The organism is Bradyrhizobium sp. CCBAU 11357 (assembly GCF_028128865.1).
Classification (GTDB): domain Bacteria; phylum Pseudomonadota; class Alphaproteobacteria; order Rhizobiales; family Xanthobacteraceae; genus Bradyrhizobium.
The window spans coordinates 13,454-36,041 of record NZ_LBJW01000087.1; the positions used below are offsets into that span (position 1 = coordinate 13,454).

Genomic DNA, 22,588 nt, shown 5'->3' on the forward strand with positions numbered 1-22,588 from the left:
GCCGGCCATGAGAGCACACATTAATTTATCTGGCCGGCGCGCTTTGCATCGCGAAGCAAAATAGCCGGCCTGCGCCATCCTCCGCTGCCGCTTCGGCCCTTGCGGGTTCTGGCCCGTTCCGCCCGCCGTCTGAGTGATCGCCACGAAGGCCGCGATGGGCGCGGCCGATCCGGCAAAGGATCCTTCCAATGACCGAACACGACGACATCGAACCGCCGCACGCTTCTTCTCCAACTGACCACATCGTCACGGAATTGCAGCTCTTCGGCTACCGTCCCTTCGACGACCAGCCCGATCCACGGCCGCTTCCCGAGGGCAAGATCATCGCTGGCGCCGTTGCCGACATCTTCGACGCCATGGTCGCGACGTTGAGCGACACCCGGCTTGAACCGGACCTCGACGACCTGCTCTGGTCGACCGTCAATCTGTTTCACCGAGCCTTCGACCGCATCGGACGCCAACTCGACGATAACGAACAGGCGCAGCAAAAGAGCCAGCGCGAGCAGAATGGCTCCGAAGTCCGATCGGTCGAACTCGAGCGCTTGACGGCCGAAGGCATCACTTTGATCGAGCGCCGCAACTGCCTGGAGCTCTTCCGCGACCAGGCCATCGAACGCTTTGAGACTCACACCGGATCGTCCTGGCGCCCTCGATCGGGATCACTGGTAAACCACCGCACGCTGACTGCAGCAATGATCGACTCCCGCGACTTCATCGCAGCCAAGCGTCGCGCCGAGACCGAGGTCTTGTTGCCGCCGGGGCCGAAGATCGCGTTTACTGGCGGGCTCGATTTCAACGACCACCGCCTGATCTGGGATCGCCTCGACAAGGTCTACGCCAAGCATCCTGACATGGTCCTGCTCCATGGCGGCTCGCCCAAAGGTGCGGAGCTTATTGCCTCCAAATGGGCGACCAATCGCAAGGTGCCTCAGATCACCTTCAAGCCTGACTGGACGAAGCACGCCAAGGCAGCCCCATTCAAGCGCAACGACGCCATGCTCGAACTCCTGCCGATCGGCGTCATCCACTTCCCGGGCACGGGCATCCAGGACAACCTCGCCGACAAGGCGAAGCGTCTCGGCATCCCCGTCTGGAGGTTCGGCGGCGCGTGAGCGCCGTCTTCTCGCCTCCAAACAATTGGAGCGGGGTGCATGCGCCGCAACTCCGGCTCGTTTCGACTCTATCCTCGAAGTTGCGCCCTGGTGGTGGTGGAAGGCGCGACTAGAAGATCTATGCACATGGAGCCACCACCATGCTCGCCCTTGGGCTTTTTCTCGACACATTCGGCATCGGCTTGTTCTGCTGGGCAATCTTCGCGCTTGCTGTGTATGCCCTCCCGTTTTTCGTCGCACTGAGCATCGGGATAACGGCGTTTCAGAATGGTGCCAGCGTGGTTGGTGCGCTGCTTATCGGAACGGTCGGTGGCGCGTTGACGCTTGCCGTCGGTCAGGCCGCCGTCGCCATGACTCGGTCCTTGACCTTGCGCATCGCCATCGCGACCGCATTTGCTGTCCCCGCTGCCGTCGCCGGCTATCATGTGGCGTTCGCCCTGTCCCAGAACGGGATGCCCTCGCTGGCTTGGCGTGAGATCTTCGCTTGCCTGGGCGCGGTCTTTGTTGGCGGCACAGCATGGACACGCTTGACCGTTTTTGCGGAGCCCCGTTCGTTCGAACTGGCACGGGCGATGGACAATCCGTCACGACCAGTTCTTCCGGCCGCCACGCGGGAGGGGTGACCAATCACCGCCTTCGTCGTCGAGCAGGCTCAAGTAGATCCGAGCATTGAACGAGGCTTGATCGGGTTGCGCGCGGGGAGAGCAGTCCTCCTCGGAGTGCCTGGACCAGCACCCGTTTTGGCCGGCCCACTAAACCTGCGGCGGAGCGGCGATACCTCGATCGCTCCATCGGAGACGATGCCGCCCTTTGCAGCAGATTGTTTCTCTTTCTGCGCTGAATCGTTACCACCTCTTGTTCAGCACAACCGAGATACGCCACGTCTTCTCCCGAGATTGCGGTTCAGCACGCGACGCACGTGGCCTCGTTGATGGCTTGATCTGGCCGAAGACCGGCTTCGCCTCGATCGTCTGAGCCGCAACACCGTCGTTGCGACTTTCTTCCCCTGGGCTTCGCCCATTCCTCGCGAGTCAAGAAAGTCGCCACAACGACGTCCTCCGCTGTGCTCCGGCCCGAGCGGGTGCGTCGCCGATCGTCCTCGGCCCTAGATCGCCATCGAGGCCGCGGTGGTCGCGGGCTCGAAACACAACAGGAGAAGTCACATGGCAAACATCGGTTCCTTCAAGAAGGTCGGCAATGATTTCCAGGGCGAGATCGTCACCCTGAGTCTGCAAGCCAAAGGCGTCCGCATCGTCGCCGAGACGAACCGGTCCAACGACAACGCTCCGAGCCACCGCATCTACGTGGGCCGGGCCGAGATCGGGGCCGCCTGGTCGAAGCGCTCCGAAGAGGGGCGCGACTACCTCTCGCTCAAGCTCGACGATCCTTCCTTCAACGGTCCGATCTACGCGAACCTGTTCGATGACGAGGGCGGTGAAGGCTACACCCTGCTGTGGTCGCGGCCGCGCAAGAGCGGCGAGTAAGGCTCGCTCCACCAAGCCCCGCCCGAGCAGATCGGGCGGGGCTTCCTAAAGCATCCGCCTCGGCCGTTGCATCGATCTCCGGGCCTTGCAGACTTGTGCTCAGTTCAATTGCCGCGACATGGGGCCGTGACACGCCTCCACCGGCGCCCGACGCCGCGCTCTAAGGTGCGGTTCGCGAGTCACACTCTACAACTGTTCAAATTCCATTCCTCCAGCTCAATCACTTCCGCTTTGCGGGTTTTGATCGCTCGCATCGTGCCTCTTCGTCTGGCAGGACGAGATCGACGTGACTGACGCCCAAGGTGCTCGCCAGTTCAAACAGGGTTACGACAGTTGGATTACGGCGGCCGCGCTCCAGGTCACTGATATATTGTTGGGTAAAGCCGGACGCTTCGGCGAATTTCTCCTGCGTGAAGCGCTTCTGCTTCCGCAGTCTTGCGAAATTCCGACCGACCAACTTGCGCATGTCCATCGGCGCAAGTTGCGGCTTTACATACTATGAGGTTTATCTCCTATAATATGTATTCAACTATCGCGTGCTGGCCCCATCGGCGGAATACGGCTAAATTTGGACGCATACACCACTCTGGCGGCCAAGCGTCTAGAATCATTGTAAGTGGATTGGAAGCCATGAAGAAGACACCGCTCGATCCCGACGTTGTGGACTTTGCCCCGTCGGATCCGAAGCTGACGCCGTATGACGAGCAGCACGTTGTGACGTACATGCGACTTCTGCAGGCAGAGGGTGAGGGCGCTGACTGGAGAGAAGTCGCTCAACTCGTGCTCAAGATTGACCCGGTGCGTGAGCCAGATCGCGCGCGGAATGCATACCAGAGTCACCTCGCGCGCGCTAAGTGGGCCAGCGAGCAAGGACGTCTCTTGCGCGGCACTAACTCAAAGTAGAAAAGATTTATCGCCCGGAACGTCTATTGAGAATCCTTTCCTTCAGCCGACTTGTGGTCATCCGGAAGCACCACGTGGTGCCAAACTAGGGGCTTCCTACAACCGGCTCGTTCATACCTATTGCGCCGCAATCCTTGTTAGCAGCGTGCAATGGGGCGGAAGCAATGCCTGAATTCGACTGGCGGTCGCCGAAATCCTATAAGAGCCTACAAGACGCTGGAATCACCGACATCGCTTGGGAATGTCTTCGCCGCAACGCGGACTATCGACGCGACTTTGAGGCGATGATCGCCAACAGTCCTGATGGCGAAGTGACCGCAGAATTCAGGAGGAAATGGGGTATCTGCTTTCGCCCATGACCCGCAGAGGTCCTTCGACGAGCAGACAATCTTTTGGGCGCCTGAGGTTCTCACGGCGGTCGTTCCGGTCAAGGTCGCTGTAGCCGACGACAGCGGGCTGCCGCCTCAGCCACTGCTTGACCTTACGGGTGGCCAGGTGCGCCGCGCTGTCGACGGCTGGCATGCCGTGTTCCGCATCGGTGCGGTAGATCACCGTGTCTGGTCCAAAGAGCCGCCGGTGCTCGGCGCATCATATGCGGCCGAACTGCCATTCGACGGCGATTTGGAAGCGCGCGCCTATGCAGCCCGGCGGCTGTGGCGCGCGATCAATGGACGCGCGCCAGGTCCTGCCTTTCACGAATTATCTAAACACCGGCGCGAACGCCTGAGCGCTGCGATCCGTGCGCTCGACGCGCACGGCGCGGGCGCAAGCTATCGCGTTATTGCCGAAGCGCTCTTCGGCAGGAAGCGCATCCCCGATCGCGCCTGGAAAACCCATGATCTGCGCAATCGAACGATCCGCTTGGTGCAAGGCGGCCTCACGTTGATGCGCGGCGGTTACCGCAAGCTTCTGCGGCCCGGGCGCAAGGACGAGTAGCGCCGCCCCGGAGGGGTGCCGAAAATCGCCTCCTGAAAGTTCGGCATCCCCCTCCGAGAACCTGCTTCTCCATGATGACCGCACACACGCTGGCGCCGCCATGCGTGGTGCGCTGTCATCCTGGAGTCCTCAAATGCCCGATCCGATGGCCGGTCTACCCCCGCGCTTCCTGCGTACCCCGGAGGCCGCGCGTTACCTTGGCCTCTCCGGCCGCACGCTGGAGAAGCACCGCACGTACGGCACCGGGCCAACATATCGGAAGATCGGCGGACGCGTCGTCTACGCCGTCGATGACCTGAAAGCGTGGGCCGACCGCGCCGCGAAGACGTCGACATCGGATCCCGGCAAGGGGACCGTGCTGCCCGCTAAGAAGCATCCGGCCCTGCGTCCCTATGCAGGTCAGGAACGTCGCTGATGTCAGCGTGAGAGCAGGGACCATGCGGCGCAAACACCATTCCGAGCGCGACCAGCTTGAGCTCTTTCGGGCCCTGCCCGGCGATCTTGCGCCCCGCGACGCGCAGGATCTGATGGCTTATCCGTTCTTCTCGCTCGCCAAGACCAAACGGATCGTGCCGATCGATTTCCGCGCGGGTGCGATCTCAATTCGGGTCGAAGCCGTTCCGGAACACGGCATGGCGACCATCTGGGATGCAGACGTTCTGATCTGGGCCGCTTCCCAGATCGTCGAAGCCCGTGACGCCGGCTTGAAGACGTCGCGCCTGATGGCAGCAACGCCTTATGAGATACTGACGTTTGTCGGCCGCGGCACCAGCGCACGCGACTATAATCGCCTGAAGGCGGGTCTCGACCGACTTCAGTCAACGACCGTGCTGACGTCGATCCGTCAACCGGCAGAACGGCGACGGCATCGCTTCTCCTGGATCAATGAGTGGAAGGAGACGGCGGATGCAAATGGCCGCCCATTTGGGCTCGAGCTGATCCTGCCGGATTGGTTCTACGCTGGCGTCATCGATGACGCGCTCGTGCTGACTATTGATCACGCTTATTTCGAGCTGACGGGCGGACTCGAGCGGTGGCTTTACCGGCTCGTGCGCAAGCACGGTGGACGCCAGGATGGCGGCTGGAGTTTTGATCTTGTGCACCTCCATGCCAAGTCCGGCATCCTCTCGCCGCTCAAGCACTTTGCTTACGACATACGTCAGATCGTTCAGCGCCAGACATTGCCCGGCTATCAGCTCGTGCTCACACGGGATCCTGATGGCACCGACCGGCTGAACTTCGCGCCAGCGCCTGTCAATCCCCTAACGGCACGCCTGCGCCGGCGCGGTTTCATTCCAAATTCGGAGGACAACCTGTGAATCAGCTCGTGCTATCGGGGACCGCAACCCTCGTGCTATCGGGGACCCGATCCTCGTGCTATCGGGGACCGGAATCGAGATTAAGAGCTTGTTTCTCCTCGCTTTCCGGCCGCTCTAACTTTACTAACCAGAAATCCTTCGGATTTCTTCTAACGGACCAGACGACCAGCCGCATTGAAGGTGACTGGCAGCGGGGCGCCGTCAATCCTGCTCGCCGGCAGAAGCCGTGCCAGTCTTTCACCGGCTCCAACGCTCACCACACTCCGTTCCAGCATGAGGGAGCGGCGGCGTGAGCGATCTTACCGAAGTAGAAGTGCTGTGGCTCGAGAAGCGTATCGAAAACCGCATTCGGTTCGGTCGTATCGTCAAGGAACGGAAGCTTGATCGCCATCGGCGTGTCCTGTCATTTGCGCCCGGCAGCATCTTTGCTTTCGTCCGTTGGACCTGCAACGACTTTGGGACAATCATTTCTCGCGTCGACATCTTGCGCGCGGCCGCACCGGGACAGCGCTGCTCGACCGTCCCTTATGTAAAGCCCGGCGGAGAGATTTTGCTGCGTCTGTCAGGTTGGCCGAAGGTCGAGCGCGTGCTGCAGATGATCGATGCCGTTGAGGCGCTCGGCATCGATCCGGCTGACGTCGCGCCTGATCATTGGCATCACGTTCATAACCGCCTGTCCGTCAACGAAAACCCGCGCCCGTATACGAAAGCGCGCCATCAGGCCTGGCTTCATCGCCAAAGGGTGATGCGATGATGGGCCGCCTAATGACGCTGGTTCTGACGATTGGGATGGCTGCTGCGCTCATCGCGACGATCGCCCTGGAGCCGCTTCCGCTTTACATCTGGAACGCATCCGCGAGCGTGCCGATCGGTCTCTACCGCCTCCGGCCGGCGGACCAATTCCAAGTCACTGAATTGGTCGCCGTGCAGCCGCCGGAGCCGCTCGCGACCTTCCTCGACCTTAACGGCTATTTGCCCATTGGCGTCCCGATGCTGAAGCGCGTGCTCGCCCTTCCGGGGCAAAGTGTTTGCAGAGCCGGCCTCACGATTTCGGTCGACAACGTCACGGTGGGCGAGGCGAAGGATCACGACAGACGAGGCAGGCCGCTGCCGAAATGGCATGGCTGCCGCATCGTCGGCGACGGCGAGCTGTTTCTGATGAACTGGCAGTCGGACGACTCTCTTGATGGCCGGTATTTTGGAGTTCTTCCGGCATCTAGCGTGATCGGCCGTGCGATGCCGGTGTGGACGTGGGAGGAGTGATCGTGCGTATTCGCCGTGTTGTCCCCGCCATTCCCTTGTTCGATCGATTGCGGGACCATTCCTCCGTCTCGACCGATGCCTGCAAGGCTGGCGCGAGCCCGACCGCGTGCTTGGGTCGGTTGGGCACGCGCGTTTGTGCTGTCGTGCCCCTGATGCTTCTTCTGACCGCGTTCGACAGTGCTGCCTTGGCCCAGGGCGAATCAGCCGCCCGGCCCGCGATCAGTGAGGCCGCTCAGTCATTTGACGGCTTCATCAATGAAGCCTCACAACGCTTTGCGATTGCGCCGAACTGGATCCGATCAATCCAAAGCATCGAGAGTGCTGGTGACGTGCACGCCAGATCGCCAAAAGGCGCAATGGGCCTGATGCAAATCATGCCGGCGACTTGGGCGGAGCTTCGCGAGCGCTACAATCTCGGGAACGACCCCTACGACCCGCACGACAACATTCTGGCCGGCACGGCGTACTTGCGCGAACTGCTCGACCGGTATGGCTCGCCAGGCGTGTTTGCCGCGTACAACGCGGGACCATCGCGCTATGAAGAGCATCTCGCGGGCCGCGCTCTGCCAGACGAGACGCGAGCATACGTCGCAAAGCTTGCAAACCTGCTTGCCATCGAACTGCCGCCGAGGTGGACGTCCAGCGGACAGTCATCAGCAGCTGCGACGCTATTCGCTACGCGATCCGATCTCGTGAAGCCGCGTGATCGGTTGCTGGCGCTCATGCCGTCGAGCGGTGTCACGACCGCAATCTCGGCGCCCGGTGTTTCGCCCATGGTCCCCCGGCCTATTTAGTGTTCGTCCCTCGATTAGATTTGGGAGCATCGCAATGACCAACTGTGCGGGTTCGCAAGCTGATGGCGTATGGGCGATGCCTTCGGCCCGCGCTCTACTCGTCGCTTCGCTCCTCACCGAGCCACCCTTCGGGTGTCTCGGCCCTTCGGGTAACGATCGCTATCGCAAACGCTCGGAAACAGTGGGCCTTCGCAAGTTGGCTGCCAAGTCGCGGCGGCTCTTTCGCAATGAATCGGCCACCAGCCGACGTGTTCGGGCAGGCGCGAATGAAGGATCTGTCGCAATGACCCGAACTGCATTTTGTCGCAAATCACCGCGGGTACCGAGACGCTGTTGGCTCGGAAGTTGGGCCCTGGAGACGACGACGGCAGGACGGCGAGATAAAAGGGGCTCGCCGGTCGAACCGCAAGCCATTGGCATGGCTTGGGTTCTGGCGTGCCGGTCGGTCGGGGCGCGTGCCGCGCCTTGCATTTTGCGTAATGCAATCAAAGACGTTTTCGGCACTGTGCGTGCTTTTGAGCGTTTGGAGGCCCGGCCGTGAGCGTGGGCGACAGCGATCTGCGTATTCGGCCTGGGCGCATTCGCAGCACCCGCGCGCCGAAACAAAAGAGCTTCATCAACCAGGTGCTGCGGGCGGCGAAGAAGGCCGGGCACACCTCGAGTCAGGCTGCGGCGGGCAGGCGTTCGGCGGCCTATGGGCGCTCGACGTTTGGCCGCGGGCGCCTTGCCTTTAGCCGCGCCAGATTGTTCAGCCCGACACGGCGTGTGGTGGTGAAAGCGCGCGTGGTCCGGCACAAAGGGAGAGCCTTCCGTTCGGCACCGCTGACCGCCCACCTCTCATATCTGAAGCGCGACGGCGTGACCCGGAGCGGCGAGCGTGCCGAGATGTTCGATGCTGGCAGCGGCAGCGCTGATAGTGCGGCTTTCGCGGAACGGTGCAAGGACGACCGGCATCATTTCAGGTTCATCGTCTCACCGGAGGATGCCGGCGAAATGACCGACTTGAAGGCCTTCACTCGCGACCTCGCCAGGCAGATGGAGACCGATCTCGGCACCCGGCTCGACTGGGTGGCTGTCGATCATTGGAACACCGACAACCCTCATGTTCATCTTCTTGTTCGGGGAGTAGATGAGGAAGGGGCGGATCTCGTGATCTCCCGCGACTACATCAGTCAGGGCCTGCGCTCGCGCGCCGAGGAACTGGTTGCCATTGAACTGGGACCAAAGCTCGAGCACGAGATCCGTAATTCGCTGGAGAAGGAGGTCACAGCTGAACGATGGACGCGACTCGACCGGGAAATCCGGCTGGCGGCTGATGAGACTGGCTACATCGATCTTCGGCCGGAGAATCCGGGCAGCGCGGATCCTGAGATCCGCCGCCTGATGGTTGGTCGCCTCCAACACCTGGAGAGGATGGGTCTTGCTGCCTCCGCCGCACCAGGCGAATGGATGGTCGGGCTTGAGGCCGAGCGAAGATTGCGCGATCTCGGGATGCGCGGTGACATCATCAAGACTATGCACCGGGCCTTCACCGAGCGCGGGGAAGCGCGCGGCGTTGCCGATTTCGTCGTCGAGGGCGGACAGCCGACGTCCCAGATTATCGGACGACTGGTCGACCGTGGACTGCATGACGAGCTGACTGGCGAGGCCTACGCCCTGATCGACGGAACAGACGGACGGGCGCACCATGTCCGCTTTCGAGGGCTCGAGGCTTTCGAACATGCTCCGCCGGCCGGCGGCATCGTCGAAGTCCGACGCTTCGGTTCAGCCGGCGATCCGCGCCCAATCATGGTGCTTGCGACGCGCTCCGATATAGATGTCGCTGAGCAGGTCACCGCGAAGGGCGCTACCTGGCTCGATCACCGGCTGGTCGAACGCGACCCCATGCCGCTCGCCACGGGCGGGTTCGGTCGCGAGACCCGCAACGCCATGGAAGCCCGTACCGAGCATCTGATCCAGGAGGGTCTGGCACGGCGGCAGGGCCAACGCATCATCCTGCAGCGCGACCTCCTGAACAGGTTGCGCCGGCGTGAACTGGAGGAGTTGGCATCAAAGGTATCGGCCGACACCGGCTTGCTTCATGTGGACGCCGCCTCCGGGGAGCATGTGGCGGGCACGTATCGCCAGCGGCTGACGCTCGCCTCGGGACGCTTCGCCATGATCGATAGTGGGCTTGGCTTCCAGCTCGTGCCGTGGTCGCGCGAGCTCGAAAAGAGGTTCGGCCAACACGTCACCGGCGTCGTGAAGGACGGCGGCGGCATTGAATGGGGCTTTAGTCGCAAGCGTGACCTCGGCCTCTAGCAATCTCGCCAATTCAGTTGCGGAAGGGCGCTTGGGATGTCCGGAACCAAAATCCTCTGGGGACAGGTAATCGTCGTTGGCCTGATCGTCTTGCTGGCCATCTGGGGAGCAACCGAGTGGACGGCATGGCGGCTCGCATATCAACCGGAGCTTGGGCGACCGTGGTTCGAACTGCTGGGCTTCAAGGTCTACTACCCGCCAGTCTTCTTCTGGTGGTGGTTCGTCTACGATGCCTATGCGCCGCAGGTCTTTGTCGAGGGCGCCTTCATCGCAGCGTCAGGCACCGTCGTTTCGATCGCGGCGGCGATCGGCATGTCGGTATGGCGCGCGCGTGAAGCCAAGAATGTCGAGACCTATGGCTCGGCGCGCTGGGCCGATGTTGAAGAGGTCCGGGCGGCCGGACTTCTTGGTCCGGATGGCGTGGTCCTCGGCAAGCTCGACCGCGACTACCTCCGCCATAATGGGCCGGAGCACGTCTTGTGTTTTGCACCCACCCGATCCGGAAAGGGTGTCGGTCTTGTCGTCCCCTCCCTGTTGGCTTGGCCCGGCTCGGCCATCGTCCACGACATCAAAGGTGAGAACTGGCAGCTGACCGCTGGCTTTCGCGCACGGCATGGCCGCGTCCTGTTGTTCGACCCGACCAACCCGAAATCCTCGGCCTACAATCCGCTGCTCGAGGTCCGGCGCGGGGAATGGGAGGTTCGCGACGTCCAGAACGTTGCCGACGTCCTGGTTGACCCCGAAGGCTCGCTCGATAAGCGGAACCACTGGGAGAAGACCAGTCATTCGCTACTGGTCGGCGCCATCCTCCATGTCCTCTATGCCGAGGCGGACAAGACTTTGGCCGGCGTGGCGGCCTTTCTGTCCGACCCGAAGCGGCCGATCGAGGCGACGCTGAAGGCGATGATGACAACCGCGCATCTTGGCGAGCAGGGCGCCCATCCCGTTGTCGCCTCGACCGCGCGCGAACTCCTCAACAAGTCCGAGAATGAACGCTCCGGCGTCCTGTCCACCGCGATGTCGTTCCTCGGACTTTATCGCGATCCCGTGGTGGCCCAGGTGACCCGCCGTTGCGACTGGCGGATAGCCGATCTGATCGCAGATAGCCGCCCTGCAACGCTGTACCTTGTGGTGCCACCTTCGGATATCTCCCGGACCAAGCCGCTGATCCGCCTGGTGCTGAATCAGATCGGCCGGCGCCTGACCGAAGATCTGCACGCCCGCGACCGCCTTCATCGAGTCCTGATGATGCTCGACGAATTCCCGGCGCTCGGGCGGCTTGATTTCTTCGAGTCCGCGCTCGCCTTCATGGCTGGGTACGGCATCAAGAGTTTCCTGATCGCTCAGTCGCTCAATCAGATCGAAAAGGCCTACGGGCCTAACAACGCCATTCTCGACAATTGTCACGTCCGCGTCAGCTTCGCGACCAACGACGAGCGGACCGCCAAGCGGGTGTCCGACGCGCTGGGCACGGCGACCGAGATGCGCGCGATGAAGAACTACGCCGGGCACAGGTTGAACCCATGGCTTGGGCACCTGATGGTCTCACGGCAGGAGACTGCGAGGCCGCTGCTGACGCCGGGTGAGGTCATGCAGCTTCCGCCGATGGACGAGATCGTCATGGTGGCAGGGACGGCGCCGATACGGGCGAAGAAGGTCCGCTACTACGAGGATCGGCGATTCACTGAGCGGGTTTTGCCGCCGCCGGATTCGGCGAGGGGCGGTCGATCCTCGCGAACGGACGGATGGTCAGCGCTCGGAGCGCTGGAGCCGACGGGAGGTCCAACCGACAAAGCCGCGGAGGCCGAGGAAGACACGGCGAACAGCGGGCTCCGTCGTGAACCCGAACTCCCCGATCACGTCGCTATCGTCAGGGAAACAATCGAATCGACACCGGCAGAGGAATTTGCCGCCGTTCTTGACGATGACGAGGATGCTGTCCGCCAGTCCCGGCTCATACGCCAACAGATGCGCGGTGTCACCCGTCAAGTCGCCATGGACCCGAATGACGGGATAGAGCTCTGAGGCAATATGCGCGACCGGATGAACGTCTACTTCCCACCAGAGCTTCTGAAACAGATCTCGGAGCTCGCCGATCGCAAGAAGCTTTCCCGGTCTGCGATCGTGGAAGCGGCTGTCGCTTCGTTTTTGTCACCGGACGGCGCGGACAGGCGGGAGGCAGCGTTCGCCCGGCGCCTCGATCGGCTGTCGCGTCAGATGCAGAGGCTGGAGCGTGACGTGGGTTTGACGGCCGAAAGCTTGGCACTCTTCATACGGTTCTGGTTGACGATCACGCCGCCGCTACCCAACGACGCGCAGGCGACCGCTCAGGCAAAGGGTCGAGAGCGGTTTGAAGGATTTGTTGAGGCACTCGGGCGCCGCCTCCAAAAGGGGCAAAGCTTTCTCCGCGAGATTCCGGAAGATATCCGCCGTCAGGAATCTGCCGACGAATCCTGACCGAGCGTCCTGAATGCGCTCGTATGAAAGTTCGGTCGTCCTCATACCCGCGGATGAGGATGCGGACTGGTGAGCAGTAACTCACGTTACGATTGAGCAGGCCTCAGAGATCAGTTCTTTGTCTTTCTTATTCTACGCTAATCTACGACCACTGAAAGCCATTGTTGCACCAAGTCCGTTGATGCCTTTCTTAATCATCCCATCTGAGGGCCGTCTGTGGACGCTCTCACTCGGTGGGGCGGACGGTGGCAATTCATTCCATTCAATCGGAGGCGAGTTCGCGCGGAGCGCGAATGCTGCGTAGCGCGCTCGGCTCGGCGATTGCCGGATTTCTCGACTTCGCTTCCGTCAGTTGGCCCAATGTCCGAAGAGCATCACGCAACAGATCGAGCGTGCCATTTAGACGTTTGTTCAAGTCCGTATCAAAAATCCGGACTGAGCCCTCGCGGCCTTAGCCCGTGCCAGAGATAAAGCCCAAGGGCGACCTCATCCGGCTTGTCCTGATAGTACGAGAGAAAAGCGAGCGCTCCTGCTTTCAACTTCATTCGAGGGCCGCGCGCAGTTCGGATTGAACTTTCAACGTATTCGCTCAGTCGATCCAGGGATTCCGCCAGCGAGTCAGCATAGATAGCTTCCTTCGAAGGAAAGAGAGGATAGATCGCGCCGGTCGTACAGCCCGCCTCAGTGGCAATAGCGCGCATGGTCGCCCCATCGAGGCCGTCACGGGCAAAGACACGCCAGGCTCCATCCAGGACAACCCGACGTCGCGCCTGATTGAGCGCGACTTCGCGGGCTTCTTTGCTGATCTCATAATCCGGTTTGACAGGTGGGGAGGGTTTCATGTCCTCCAAATTACAGCATTGACATATAAATAGCACTGTTATTTCCATAATCCAACGATATTGCGGGAGGCGGCGCCGATGTTTGAGGCCGGACAATCATCAAGCTACGTGGCGGGCTTGGCTGACCAACCGCTACGGGGCGAAACGATCGCAATGGCGCTGGATCGGGCCGCCCAGACCTGGCCTGAGCAACTTGCTGTCGTTGTTCGCGAGCAAGGTTTGCGCCTGAGTTATGCCCCGCTGAGAGATCGAGTCGAGGCGTTCGCCCGCAGTCTCATCGCTCTCGGTCTCACACCCGGAGACCGAATCGGGATCTGGTCGCCAAACAACATCGAGTGGGTTTGACGCAATTCGCCCGCTGCTAAAGCCGGACTGATCCTGGTCAGCCTCAATCCGGCCTATCGTTCTTCCGAGATCGGATATGCTTTAAGAAAGGTCGGCTGCCGCGCCATCGTATGTGCGACGGCATACAAGAGCAGCCACTACCTTGAAATCTTGGCAGAAGTCGCGCCCGAATTGAAAACGTCAGCGCCTGGTCAACTTCGTGCCGAGGCACTTCCAGAGCTCAAGATCGTAATCCAAATCGGCGGTCCCGCATTTCCGGGAGCGATTTCATTCGAAGACTGTGCGTCAAATCGCAGCGACGCCGGCACGTCTTTGGCTGACATAGCGAGCAAGATTAGCTTTGACGATCCTACAAACATCCAGTTCACTAGCGGCACCACGGGCGCGCCGAAGGGCGCAACGCTCACGCATCACAACATCTTAAACAACGGATACTTTGTCGGTGAAGCGCTCGGGCTGAGTGCCGTGGATCGGGTTTGCATTCCCGTTCCGTTTTATCACTGCTTTGGCATGGTCATGGGCAACCTGGCCTGTCTCACGCACCGCTCAACCATGGTCATACCAGGAGCTGCATTTGAACCGGGCGCGGTGCTCTCCGCCATCGAACAAGAGGCGTGCACGGCGCTGTACGGAGTGCCGGCAATGTTCATCTCCGTGCTAGAGCACCCTGAACTCGGCCGCTTTCGGCTTGGTTCGCTCCGCACCGGCATCATGGCGGGTGCGCCGTGCCCTATCGAAGTCATGCGAGGCGTCGTGGATCAACTGGGCATACGAGAAATTACCATCGCCTACGGAATGACGGAGACTAGTCCGGTCAGCTTTCAAACAAGCCGCACTGACACGCTGGAGCGACGTGTTTCGACCGAAAGGGCGGGCAATGGAAATCATCCTGACGGGCCGCAAAGTTTCCGCGGACGAAGCATACCGTATCGGATTGTGCGAAAAAATCGCGCCAAGGGGGGCAAGGGCAGCCGCTGAAAACATGGCGCAGGAAATCGCTCGCTTCCCACAAGCAGCGGTGAAAGCAGATCGTGCCAACGTTCTCGAGACATACGGACTGCAGGTGCGCGAAGCTCTTAAACGCGAATGGGCGAACGGGATCGAGGCCCATCACAAGGAAGGCGCGAATGGAGCGGCCCGCTTCTCGGCCGGAAAAGGGCGGCACGGCGACTTCGCTGACATTTTGTAGGCCAGCGGCATGCTTCGGGTCGAGCGCTCTCTGTAAGTGACGCTAGGTGCGTCGAATTATTACTTCCGTTCAACGCAAATAGATCGCTTGGCGCAGCTCTCTGCTTTTGCCATTGGTCACGTGGCGCCTTCTATCGTCCTAGCACCACGCACCAATCATCGGACCGACCACTTGGAATCCACGGACTTGAGTTGGATGAAACTCATCGGTCAAAGAAACTCCTGCGTTAGTCTTTCCTCTCGAAACTGTTGTGGTCTTGTCGATCGTCGCCTGCATCAGTCTCCGGATGAATAGCGTCGCCAAGATGGTCTAGCTCAAGAGGTGGCGCTGGAACGGGCTATGAAATCAAGCGAGATGGGATGGAGCACGTTATGGCGGACGAGAAAGTGAGTCGAAAGGTAATGGACGGCGATCACTACCGAAATGGAATTGGGTATCAAGCAGGCGGCTCGAGCCAGCCCATCAATTGGGGGGGCGACGACTACGCTAGTCCTTCCACTAAGCCGTCGAGTGGCACGAAGTAGCGTTGTCGAATGTGAGCAGCTGTTCGCCCGGCAGATCATAATCAGCCCCGGACTGTCGGGCATACTCTGTCGCCGCGAGAGGAGATGATCGTCATCCCTTGAGCGGCGACAGAGTTCAGAAGGCATGCGAGCACAGTCAGTGAACAGAACTCTGGATCGGCGAAGCCACGGTTCATGCAGACAAAAGCTCCTTGTAACGGCGGAGCCGGGCCGAGGCATTCGCCGTCGATTTGACGTGCTGAGTAGAGCGCAACCGCCGAGGAACGAGACATAATCGTTTGAAATGATGGGAGCAGGCTTTGCCTGACGGGTTAACTAACCGCACTAACGGCTGGATGCTGCAGATCGCCATGTTCGTTAGGCGGTGGCTTTGGGAAGCGATCACGGTTAGATCCGTGCTGCCGAAGTCGCAGCGCGATCTGCGGTTGGATTTATTCCGAGGGCTCGCGAACTGGCTGATCTTTCTGGGTCATATTCCGGAGTCAATACTCGCCTGGTTCACCACCAGAAACTACGGGTTCAGTGATGGAGCCGATCTATTCGTCTTGATATCCGGCTACACCGCAACCTTTGTATTCGGTAGAATCATGATGGAGCGCGGCTTCGCAATCGGAGCGACCAGGTTGCTTCGCCGTGTGTGGCAACTTTATGCCGCCCATTTGCTGCTGTTTCTATTTTACCTCACTTCGGTGCACTACCTATCGCATAAGTTTGACGATCCTCATCTCATGGATCAATTCAACGTCGCGCACCTCATGAAGTTTCCGGTCGAGACGCTTTCGCAGGGGATGGCGCTGAAGTTCAAGCCGCTCAATCTCGACGTCCTACCACTCTATATCGTTCTGATGGCGGCGTTCCCTATCGTACTTTGGGTCATGCTGCGATGGCGCAATGTCGTATTGATTGGATCGATCGGGCTATATGCTGCTGCTCGTCAATATGGCTGGAATTTTGCGTCTTATCCTGGGGGAGCATGGTACTTCAACCCTTATACTTGGCAGTTGCTTTTTGTGTCTGGAGCCTGGCTCGCACTCGGTGGGGCTCAGGGCAGCCGTTGGCTGCTCCAGTTTCGCTTCCTGCATGCGCTCGGTTTCGGCTTTTTGCTATTCGCTTTCGTGATCGCGCTCGCGGAGCGGATTCCGGAGTTGCGACAGCTAATTCCAGATGCGATCGACGAGATGTTCATCCCGAATGACAAGACCAATCTCGCGCCCTATCGAGTGATCCACTTGGCGAGCCTAGTGTTCGTCGTCGTCGCACTCATTCCTATCGATTGGCCGGGTCTGCAGTGGTCGATCTTCAAGCCCCTGATTAGATGTGGCCAGCAATCGCTGTCAGTTTTCTGCGTTGCTCTGTTCCTCTCTTTCGTCGCCCATTTTGTACTGGAGCTCGGTTCGGGGGGAGTTCTGGCCCAGCTCCTCGTAGGCGCTGCAGGCCTGTGGATCCTGACGATCATCTCCTACTATCGGACCTGGTCGAAGCAGGTCGATAAAAGTGTGTCTTTTGACCGAACTAGCGCAGGGCGTCACTCAGGCTCCGCTGAGCCACTACGTGTACTTCGCGCAGATGGATCATAGTGATACGGAGAAGAAATACGCAATCGTGGACCAGCGCTTATTTTGTCACCACGCCAAATCGTTAAGCGAGCAAAAGATGTCGATGGTTCAAGCGCCATTCGGAGAAGACTCGATGCCAAGCTCGTTTGGGAAGCTGCGATATTCGCGTAGAATGATTTGTGCTGGAATGATCGGGATGGCGGTGGCACCGCCGCCCCTTCATGCTGCCACCGACGTCTTGGTTTACAAGGACCCGAACTGCGGTTGCTGCGGCGATTGGGCGAAACAAGTCGGCGACGCGGGGGTCTCCGTCCAGATTGAGGAGGCGAGCGATCTGAGCGCGATCCGCAGCCGCCTCGGTGTCCCCCCGGATCTGGCTGGCTGTCATACAGCTGAAGTCGGAGGTTATGTGATCGAGGGACATGTGCCCGTGGATGCGGTGAGCAGATTGCTTTCCGAGCGGCCTGACGCTGTGGGCATTTCGGCGCCTGGAATGCCTCAAGGATCGCCAGGCATGAGCGGGAAGCTCGAAAAGTACTCGGTCATATTGTTCGGACCGCGTGGTCGCCGAACCTTTATGCAGTTCGTCGGCTCGGAAGAGGCAGGCTGATAAGCATGAAATGGGAAAACGAATACCCGCGAACTCCGAATTTACGGGTCCGCAAAACTCGTGCCAAAATTCTGAACACGAGCCTGGCGTGAGGCGAATCGAGCGAGGACTTAAGATCGATTGATCTACTGCGTGGCCTCCATCGAGCATTGTTTAGAGCCAACTGTAACCGGAGCAACAAGACTCGCGAACTATTAGCTGAGGAAAGATGACGGCGGAAACAGAGCTCAAGGCGCTCATGGTAGCCAGTCAAGAAGGTGACGCGGTCGCCCATCGTCTGCTGCTTGAGCGATTGAGCATTCATTTGCGTGCATACTACAAAGGCAAGCTTGCCAAGCTCAGCCGCCGTTTGGCGGAATCCGAGGATCTCGTCCAGGAGGCGGTGCTGGCGATCCACACACAGCGACATACCTACGATCCGGTCGAATTGTTCACTCCTTGGGTCCATGCGATCGCACGCTACAAGTTGATTGATTTTCTGCGAAGGGACCGAGCTACTATCGTTGATGCCCCGCTTGATGAGGCTGCCGAAGTAACTGCGCGTGATGATCATATCAGCGCCGAAAGTAGTTTTGATCTCAGCCGACTCTTAAGACGATTGCCGAAGAAGATGAGGTGTTCAATTGAGGCGGTGAAGCTCGAGGGCTTGAGCGTAGCGGAAGCCGCCGAGCGGTGCAGAATCTCGGAGGCAAGTGTAAAGGTCAATATTCATCGCGGGTTGAAGGTTTTGTCGACGTTAATCGCGCGGAGGACGCAGACATGAACACAGATGAGCTAATTGCGGCTCTCAGTAGGAGTGTCGAACCGATCGATCGACAGTTGATAAACCGAAGAATGACGATTGCCCTTGCGATCGCGGTCGTGGTCGCGATCGGGATCGTTCATATTGCATTGGGCGTTCGCACCGATCTGAGGGCGCCCCGGGCGATTATTTTCATGTCGCTCAAGCTTGCGTTCGCGATTGGCACGGTCGGGGGGGCGTCATATTACCTAGCGCGGCTAATGCGTCCTGGAGGGGAGCGGCGAGCTTCAGTGGTATCGGCCGCGCTTCCATTTGCTGCGACACTGTTGCTCGCTGCCGTCAGCCTCGGAGGGGCACCAAAATCGCACTGGGACAAGATGGTGATGGGAGATGAGTGGCTCGAATGCCTCATTTCCATTCCCGTCATCGCTATCGTTCCTTTTGCGGTTGTTATCTGGACAGTAAAAAATAATGCAGCTCCGACTAGTCTTGTTCGCGGGGGCGCCATCAGCGGTCTTATTGCCGGCGGCGCAAGCGCAGTTGGCTATGCCCTACACTGCACAGACGACTCGTTACCCTTCGTCGCGCTTTGGTATGGCGGTACAATCGCAATATGTACGATCGTTGGGGGGCTGTTAGGACCGCGGCTGTTGCGCTGGTAACCGACAAGTAAAACAGTTGACGTTCCCGTGAATTTGTAACCACCGAGAAATCGGATCCGAACTCCTCATTAGAAGCGCACGCATGCGCCTCGGAAAAATGAATGGAGTGACTATGTGGATCAAAGGTCTTCTCGCAATTGCCTTTTCGGCTGTGTTGTCGGGCACCGCCCAAGCGGGCTCAACCATTACCGACAAGAGCTATTGGCCGAACGAAGCGAGGCGCAGCGTTCAGGCCGGAGCACCTTTCCCGCAGCGCGATCTTTATTCGGCGTTCGCCCACAGTCACGGTGCGCCCAAAGGGCAGGTTGCGCCAGATGCGACGGGCGGCGGATCCATTTGGCGCTATCAGGGTGGGCCGAAATCCCGCTAATGAGGGTGGCGACGATGAATATGCAGCCATATTACCCGGTACATCGAAAAATAGTTTCCTTGGCGCCCGCCCTTGTATGTGGGAATGATCGAAGTGCGGTCGAAGGCGCCTCGTCGTAAGCGCATATTGACGTCAAAGGAGTACCAGGCCGTGCTAAGGCTTGAGCGGGGGGCTCGACGTTTCAAAGCGGACGGCTGATTAATCCTTGGGCCGCCCAGATGTAGGCTCGAAGTTGAGAGCAAATGAAGAATGCCCAACAGGCCTGAAGAGCCCCGGACTGTCGGACTTGCTCCGTCATCCGCAATGGACTGGGTACTCCTCTAGTGAGGCGACAGATGAAAGCCGAGTATGTGTCAGGCCTAAAAGTGGGACTTGTAAATAGTTTTGGTTGATACAGCGACGCTCGAGCACGGTTACAAGATGGGTGGCTTAACAAAGCTAGCGCGCAGATGGTTGAGATGGCTCGCCGCTATCACATATTTGCTCGCGTCGCTGACCCCGACTCTCGCTGTCCGGCTTCCGGCGGATCTGATCGAACCGCTAAATCAAGTCAGCCACCTGGCGCTGGATGCCCACGAGCACGCTGGTCATAATCTTACGCGTGCGCATGAACAGGGCGGAACCCAACACGGCCGCGCGGGCGCTCCAATGGCTTATGCGGAGCCTGCCGCGGATTCGCCGGATGGGCACGACGGCTGCGATCAACAAAATCAACATGGCAACTGCTGCGGTTCAGTGCTCTGCATGAGCGCCGTCGCTCCTCAACTGCCTTTGCTCGCTCAATTCGAGCCCATGCGATCGCGAGGCGAGTACGAACCGGCCTCCATGTGCGCCGGCGAGAGGTTCGGGCCGCTTTATCGACCCCCCATAGCCTGAAAGCACGTGAATCCATGATGTGTCGCGCTCCCATTCGGAGCGGCTGGATTCGTATGGCGGTGCTTATCAGGAGTCTATTATGCAGGGTCGTATGGTGGCGAGTAACGCCGCCTGGATGACAGCTGGCCGCGCGAGCAATGGAGAAATGCGTGCGCTTACGCAGCGCCGTTCTTCTGGCCTCTGTCGTCTCGCTCACAGTCAGCTGCGCGACGACCGGTTTTTTGTTGAGGGCGGAATCCTCCGATTCGGGAGCCGAGGTCGCGAACCGCGGTTAGCGGCCCACGCTTGCCACTATACGCCGACCTGCGTCCAACCTCGCGGGTCGGGTGGCGAGCCCGGGCCGCCGTGAGTGCGGCTTGAGGAGGAATGTCGTGAAGTGATCGCACCATCAACAAGGAATCGAGAAAATGACGCCTCTTGTGAGATCAGCGCTACAAATTGCCGCTTTCGCGGTCCTCCCGCTCGCTACTTTCGCCCAGACGAATCTTGTCGTCGGCGAGGTCAAGAAAATCGACGAGAGAGCTGGCAAGATCACCCTCAAGCATGGGCCCATAAAGAACCTGGATATGGAAGACGAGGAGATGATCATGGTGTTCCGGGTCTCCGATCCCTCCATGCTCCATCAAGTGAAAGTAGGAGAAAAGGTTCAATTCGACGCTGAGCGGCTGACGGGCGGAATAACAATCACAAAGATTCAGAAGGCAAAGTGAAACGTCGACGGAACGCCTCTTCTCCGAAGCAGCGTTTCGATTCGAACGGGAGAGCAGCAGCCTGTCAAAGCTAGCTTGGTACATCGCCATGAGCTCGTCGCGGAATACGACACCAAGTCCTCAGAGTACATGTGCGGCTCAGCCATCCGGGGTGCCGGACGGCGTGGTTCGAGCGGCAATTGTACGAAGCTACGATCGCGTCCGAAATTATCTGCAAAAGCGCTTCAGCTCGCCGACTGACGCCGAAGAAGTACTGCAGGTGTTCGTGCTGAGAGCGCTGGAGCGATCCGCCCATATCCGAGACGCGCAGTCGGTCCGTGGGTGGCTCAGCAGGGTTCTAGCGACCACAATAGCGGACTTCCATCGCAAGAGGCTGCGAAATAGTGCGCGAGAAATACCGCTGCCCGAGGAACTGGGCGATCGTATAGCAATCAATCAAGATGCAACATTCGAAAGCGAGATATGTGAATGTCTTTATGCTCATCTTCCGCTATTGAAAATGGAACACGCTGACATTATCCGCCGAATAGACTTGGCAGGCGAACCGAGGGAGGTGGTTGCGACTGATCTCGGGGTGACGGTCAATAATCTCACTGTGCGTTTATTCCGTGCTCGTCAAGCATTGCGGGACCTCCTCGAACGGAAATGCGTAGTGTGCCGCGAAGATAGCTTCGCGGAGTGTCGATGCAATGGAAGTCGATGAATACAGCCGGAGTCGACAGCCCGTTCTGCTAAAGAAACGACAGGTGGCGGCCGCGTGGCGCTTTTGTAACCAAGCGACAGCTCAGCTGGTTCGTCGAAGCGGACGATGGTCAGCGAGGCGACTTTGCCGGTGCCCGGCCGAGTTCGACCAGTCAAATTCGGTCGCGATCCGCAGCGAAATCGTTTCAAGACGCTTGTTCACGCTAACTAGGTTGGCGGTGAATGCGGCTAAGCCGTCTTCGTTGAACCCCTCGAAGACGAACTTGCGAACCGCGCGGAACTGTTCGGCGAGGCTTGTGAGTGACCGTCGCGCTTTTGCACTCAGAGACATCTTAACGACCCGCACATCGACGCGCGAACGCGTCCGGCGCAACAACCCCTTTTGTTCGAGAAGCTTGGACTGCGTGGTGACGAACGACGAATCGACGTGAAGCAGCTTGGCGACAACGTTAACCGGCAGGCCACGGCTCTTTTCGAGATCGAAGAGGGCGAGCAGAATCATCCATTGCGGGCGGCTGATGCCCAGTGCTTTGCCCCAGAGCTTATGAAGCTCTTCCAAGCGGCTATTGATCCCGGACATCTCCAGCATGAAGCGCTTTATGACATCAAGAGTCTCGATGGTGCGCGGATGTGTCGCTTCTCTTTTCGTTGTTAACACCGGCGTCACTTTCCTTCATGCTGAAGGCAGATGGCCTCAGAATATATTTCGCCTCAATCATCAATCTGTCACGTGCACGTTTAAGCACGTGTCACATTTGGCGCGGCTTTCAAAGCGGTTGGATTACGATGCGTTTCATTGCTTGTTTACCGAGGCATCCAGCTCAGTGCGGCGGACGCAGCGACCGAGACGGCGGCCGCACCCCAAATAGGACGCGTGATCGATCGCCGAGG

The 22,588-nt window shown here is 59.5% G+C and carries 26 protein-coding genes and 2 pseudogenes; 24 read left to right on the forward strand and 4 right to left on the reverse strand.

Annotated elements, in window-relative coordinates; genetic code table 11:
* The first annotated feature begins 188 nt into the window (after positions 1-188).
* The 3 genes from XI05_RS11505 to XI05_RS11515 all read left to right on the forward strand — a co-directional run bounded on the left by XI05_RS11505 (position 189) and on the right by XI05_RS11515 (position 2,596).
* Entirely contained in the window at positions 189-1,112 is a 924-nt protein-coding gene (locus XI05_RS11505; protein ID WP_271501590.1) for a DUF2493 domain-containing protein, read from the forward strand.
* A 140-nt stretch (positions 1,113-1,252) separates the two neighbouring features.
* Positions 1,253-1,735 (forward strand): hypothetical protein, encoded by a 483-nt coding sequence (locus tag XI05_RS11510; RefSeq protein WP_271501593.1) that lies wholly within the window; start codon positions 1,253-1,255, stop codon positions 1,733-1,735.
* Positions 1,736-2,275: 540 nt separating this feature from the next.
* Positions 2,276-2,596, forward strand: coding sequence for a DUF736 domain-containing protein (locus tag XI05_RS11515; RefSeq protein ID WP_271501599.1), 321 nt, complete (start codon positions 2,276-2,278; stop codon positions 2,594-2,596).
* A gap of 220 nt (positions 2,597-2,816) precedes the next feature.
* Here the strand turns inward: XI05_RS11515 and XI05_RS11520 are convergent, their stop codons facing one another.
* The gene (locus XI05_RS11520; protein WP_333939850.1) at positions 2,817-3,068 is read right to left on the reverse strand and encodes a helix-turn-helix domain-containing protein; all 252 of its coding nucleotides are present in this window, start codon (positions 3,066-3,068) and stop codon (positions 2,817-2,819) included.
* Between the two features lie 158 nt (positions 3,069-3,226).
* On the opposite strand from XI05_RS11520, the gene XI05_RS11525 reads away from it, so the two are divergent.
* The 12 genes and pseudogenes from XI05_RS11525 to XI05_RS11580 form a co-directional block, all read left to right on the forward strand.
* Entirely contained in the window at positions 3,227-3,499 is a 273-nt protein-coding gene (locus tag XI05_RS11525) for a DUF2285 domain-containing protein (RefSeq protein ID WP_271501604.1), read from the forward strand.
* 164 nt (positions 3,500-3,663) lie between these two features.
* Complete coding sequence (locus XI05_RS11530) at positions 3,664-3,858, forward strand: transcriptional regulator domain-containing protein (RefSeq protein ID WP_271501606.1); 195 nt, start codon at positions 3,664-3,666, stop codon at positions 3,856-3,858.
* 136 nt (positions 3,859-3,994) lie between these two features.
* Complete coding sequence (locus tag XI05_RS11535) at positions 3,995-4,435, forward strand: DUF2285 domain-containing protein (protein WP_271501608.1); 441 nt, start codon at positions 3,995-3,997, stop codon at positions 4,433-4,435.
* A 133-nt stretch (positions 4,436-4,568) separates the two neighbouring features.
* Entirely contained in the window at positions 4,569-4,850 is a 282-nt protein-coding gene (locus XI05_RS11540; protein ID WP_271501611.1) for a helix-turn-helix transcriptional regulator, read from the forward strand.
* A 22-nt stretch (positions 4,851-4,872) separates the two neighbouring features.
* Positions 4,873-5,754 (forward strand): replication initiator protein A, encoded by an 882-nt coding sequence (locus XI05_RS11545; RefSeq protein WP_271501614.1) that lies wholly within the window; start codon positions 4,873-4,875, stop codon positions 5,752-5,754.
* Between the two features lie 289 nt (positions 5,755-6,043).
* Positions 6,044-6,508 (forward strand): DUF2840 domain-containing protein, encoded by a 465-nt coding sequence (locus XI05_RS11550; protein WP_271501616.1) that lies wholly within the window; start codon positions 6,044-6,046, stop codon positions 6,506-6,508.
* The gene (locus XI05_RS11555; protein WP_271501618.1) at positions 6,505-7,017 is read left to right on the forward strand and encodes a S26 family signal peptidase; all 513 of its coding nucleotides are present in this window, start codon (positions 6,505-6,507) and stop codon (positions 7,015-7,017) included. The genes XI05_RS11550 and XI05_RS11555 overlap by 4 nt, the downstream gene beginning before the upstream one ends.
* A 152-nt stretch (positions 7,018-7,169) precedes the next feature.
* Positions 7,170-7,811: a lytic transglycosylase domain-containing protein gene (locus XI05_RS11560; RefSeq protein WP_333939852.1), complete on the forward strand. Its 642-nt coding sequence runs from the start codon at positions 7,170-7,172 to the stop codon at positions 7,809-7,811.
* 537 nt (positions 7,812-8,348) lie between these two features.
* The gene (locus XI05_RS11565) at positions 8,349-10,112 is read left to right on the forward strand and encodes a relaxase/mobilization nuclease domain-containing protein (protein WP_271501620.1); all 1,764 of its coding nucleotides are present in this window, start codon (positions 8,349-8,351) and stop codon (positions 10,110-10,112) included.
* Positions 10,113-10,148: 36 nt separating this feature from the next.
* Entirely contained in the window at positions 10,149-12,137 is a 1,989-nt protein-coding gene (locus tag XI05_RS11570; protein WP_271501622.1) for a conjugal transfer protein TraG, read from the forward strand.
* 6 nt (positions 12,138-12,143) lie between these two features.
* Complete coding sequence (locus XI05_RS11575; protein ID WP_271501625.1) at positions 12,144-12,569, forward strand: CopG family transcriptional regulator; 426 nt, start codon at positions 12,144-12,146, stop codon at positions 12,567-12,569.
* Positions 12,570-12,814: 245 nt separating this feature from the next.
* A pseudogene (locus XI05_RS11580) lies at positions 12,815-12,919 on the forward strand (P-type conjugative transfer ATPase TrbB); the annotation flags it as partial.
* 72 nt (positions 12,920-12,991) lie between these two features.
* Here the strand turns inward: XI05_RS11580 and XI05_RS11585 are convergent.
* On the reverse strand, positions 12,992-13,411 hold the full coding sequence (locus tag XI05_RS11585; RefSeq protein WP_271501627.1) for a TetR/AcrR family transcriptional regulator: 420 nt from the start codon (positions 13,409-13,411) through the stop codon (positions 12,992-12,994).
* Positions 13,412-13,564: 153 nt separating this feature from the next.
* Here XI05_RS11585 and XI05_RS11590 point away from each other — a divergent pair.
* The 7 genes and pseudogenes from XI05_RS11590 to XI05_RS11620 all read left to right on the forward strand — a co-directional run bounded on the left by XI05_RS11590 (position 13,565) and on the right by XI05_RS11620 (position 19,409).
* Positions 13,565-14,734, forward strand: a pseudogene (locus tag XI05_RS11590) (AMP-binding protein).
* The gene (locus XI05_RS11595) at positions 14,634-14,945 is read left to right on the forward strand and encodes a hypothetical protein (RefSeq protein WP_333939853.1); all 312 of its coding nucleotides are present in this window, start codon (positions 14,634-14,636) and stop codon (positions 14,943-14,945) included. The pseudogene XI05_RS11590 and the gene XI05_RS11595 overlap by 101 nt, the downstream one beginning before the upstream one ends.
* 859 nt (positions 14,946-15,804) lie before the next feature.
* On the forward strand, positions 15,805-17,046 hold the full coding sequence (locus XI05_RS11600; protein WP_271501633.1) for an OpgC domain-containing protein: 1,242 nt from the start codon (positions 15,805-15,807) through the stop codon (positions 17,044-17,046).
* Positions 17,021-17,635, forward strand: a complete 615-nt coding sequence (locus tag XI05_RS11605) for a DUF411 domain-containing protein (RefSeq protein WP_271501636.1) — start codon at positions 17,021-17,023, stop codon at positions 17,633-17,635. The genes XI05_RS11600 and XI05_RS11605 overlap by 26 nt, the downstream gene beginning before the upstream one ends.
* A gap of 208 nt (positions 17,636-17,843) precedes the next feature.
* On the forward strand, positions 17,844-18,398 hold the full coding sequence (locus tag XI05_RS11610; protein WP_271501638.1) for a sigma-70 family RNA polymerase sigma factor: 555 nt from the start codon (positions 17,844-17,846) through the stop codon (positions 18,396-18,398).
* Positions 18,395-19,039 carry a DUF1109 domain-containing protein gene (locus XI05_RS11615; RefSeq protein WP_271501641.1) on the forward strand — a complete coding sequence of 215 codons (645 nt, stop codon included), beginning with the start codon at positions 18,395-18,397 and terminating at the stop codon, positions 19,037-19,039. Before XI05_RS11610 ends, XI05_RS11615 begins: the two co-directional genes overlap by 4 nt.
* A gap of 82 nt (positions 19,040-19,121) precedes the next feature.
* Positions 19,122-19,409: a hypothetical protein gene (locus XI05_RS11620; protein WP_271501645.1), complete on the forward strand. Its 288-nt coding sequence runs from the start codon at positions 19,122-19,124 to the stop codon at positions 19,407-19,409.
* Between the two features lie 540 nt (positions 19,410-19,949).
* Here the strand turns inward: XI05_RS11620 and XI05_RS11625 are convergent.
* Complete coding sequence (locus tag XI05_RS11625) at positions 19,950-20,126, reverse strand: hypothetical protein (RefSeq protein ID WP_271501647.1); 177 nt, start codon at positions 20,124-20,126, stop codon at positions 19,950-19,952.
* 566 nt (positions 20,127-20,692) lie between these two features.
* On the opposite strand from XI05_RS11625, the gene XI05_RS11630 reads away from it, so the two are divergent.
* Positions 20,693-20,995 carry a copper-binding protein gene (locus XI05_RS11630; protein ID WP_271501648.1) on the forward strand — a complete coding sequence of 101 codons (303 nt, stop codon included), beginning with the start codon at positions 20,693-20,695 and terminating at the stop codon, positions 20,993-20,995.
* Between the two features lie 88 nt (positions 20,996-21,083).
* Positions 21,084-21,698, forward strand: a complete 615-nt coding sequence (locus XI05_RS11635; RefSeq protein WP_271501650.1) for an RNA polymerase sigma factor — start codon at positions 21,084-21,086, stop codon at positions 21,696-21,698.
* Positions 21,699-21,779: 81 nt separating this feature from the next.
* Here the strand turns inward: XI05_RS11635 and XI05_RS11640 are convergent, their stop codons facing one another.
* Positions 21,780-22,364 (reverse strand): MarR family transcriptional regulator, encoded by a 585-nt coding sequence (locus tag XI05_RS11640; protein WP_271501654.1) that lies wholly within the window; start codon positions 22,362-22,364, stop codon positions 21,780-21,782.
* Positions 22,365-22,588 lie beyond the last annotated feature (224 nt).

Coding starts and splice junctions, on each gene's coding strand:
- XI05_RS11600 (WP_271501633.1), top strand. CDS start 15,805: ATGCTGCAGATCGCCATGTTCGTTAGGCGGTGGCTTTGGGAAGCGATC.
- XI05_RS11560 (WP_333939852.1), top strand. CDS start 7,170: ATGCTTCTTCTGACCGCGTTCGACAGTGCTGCCTTGGCCCAGGGCGAA.
- XI05_RS11610 (WP_271501638.1), top strand. CDS start 17,844: ATGACGGCGGAAACAGAGCTCAAGGCGCTCATGGTAGCCAGTCAAGAA.
- XI05_RS11530 (WP_271501606.1), top strand. CDS start 3,664: ATGCCTGAATTCGACTGGCGGTCGCCGAAATCCTATAAGAGCCTACAA.
- XI05_RS11615 (WP_271501641.1), top strand. CDS start 18,395: ATGAACACAGATGAGCTAATTGCGGCTCTCAGTAGGAGTGTCGAACCG.
- XI05_RS11570 (WP_271501622.1), top strand. CDS start 10,149: ATGTCCGGAACCAAAATCCTCTGGGGACAGGTAATCGTCGTTGGCCTG.
- XI05_RS11620 (WP_271501645.1), top strand. CDS start 19,122: ATGCGCCTCGGAAAAATGAATGGAGTGACTATGTGGATCAAAGGTCTT.
- XI05_RS11525 (WP_271501604.1), top strand. CDS start 3,227: ATGAAGAAGACACCGCTCGATCCCGACGTTGTGGACTTTGCCCCGTCG.
- XI05_RS11505 (WP_271501590.1), top strand. CDS start 189: ATGACCGAACACGACGACATCGAACCGCCGCACGCTTCTTCTCCAACT.
- XI05_RS11555 (WP_271501618.1), top strand. CDS start 6,505: ATGATGGGCCGCCTAATGACGCTGGTTCTGACGATTGGGATGGCTGCT.
- XI05_RS11595 (WP_333939853.1), top strand. CDS start 14,634: ATGGAAATCATCCTGACGGGCCGCAAAGTTTCCGCGGACGAAGCATAC.
- XI05_RS11630 (WP_271501648.1), top strand. CDS start 20,693: ATGACGCCTCTTGTGAGATCAGCGCTACAAATTGCCGCTTTCGCGGTC.
- XI05_RS11540 (WP_271501611.1), top strand. CDS start 4,569: ATGCCCGATCCGATGGCCGGTCTACCCCCGCGCTTCCTGCGTACCCCG.
- XI05_RS11585 (WP_271501627.1), bottom strand. CDS start 13,411: ATGAAACCCTCCCCACCTGTCAAACCGGATTATGAGATCAGCAAAGAA.
- XI05_RS11510 (WP_271501593.1), top strand. CDS start 1,253: ATGCTCGCCCTTGGGCTTTTTCTCGACACATTCGGCATCGGCTTGTTC.
- XI05_RS11575 (WP_271501625.1), top strand. CDS start 12,144: ATGCGCGACCGGATGAACGTCTACTTCCCACCAGAGCTTCTGAAACAG.
- XI05_RS11625 (WP_271501647.1), bottom strand. CDS start 20,126: ATGTTGATTTTGTTGATCGCAGCCGTCGTGCCCATCCGGCGAATCCGC.
- XI05_RS11635 (WP_271501650.1), top strand. CDS start 21,084: ATGAGCTCGTCGCGGAATACGACACCAAGTCCTCAGAGTACATGTGCG.
- XI05_RS11545 (WP_271501614.1), top strand. CDS start 4,873: ATGCGGCGCAAACACCATTCCGAGCGCGACCAGCTTGAGCTCTTTCGG.
- XI05_RS11520 (WP_333939850.1), bottom strand. CDS start 3,068: ATGGACATGCGCAAGTTGGTCGGTCGGAATTTCGCAAGACTGCGGAAG.
- XI05_RS11515 (WP_271501599.1), top strand. CDS start 2,276: ATGGCAAACATCGGTTCCTTCAAGAAGGTCGGCAATGATTTCCAGGGC.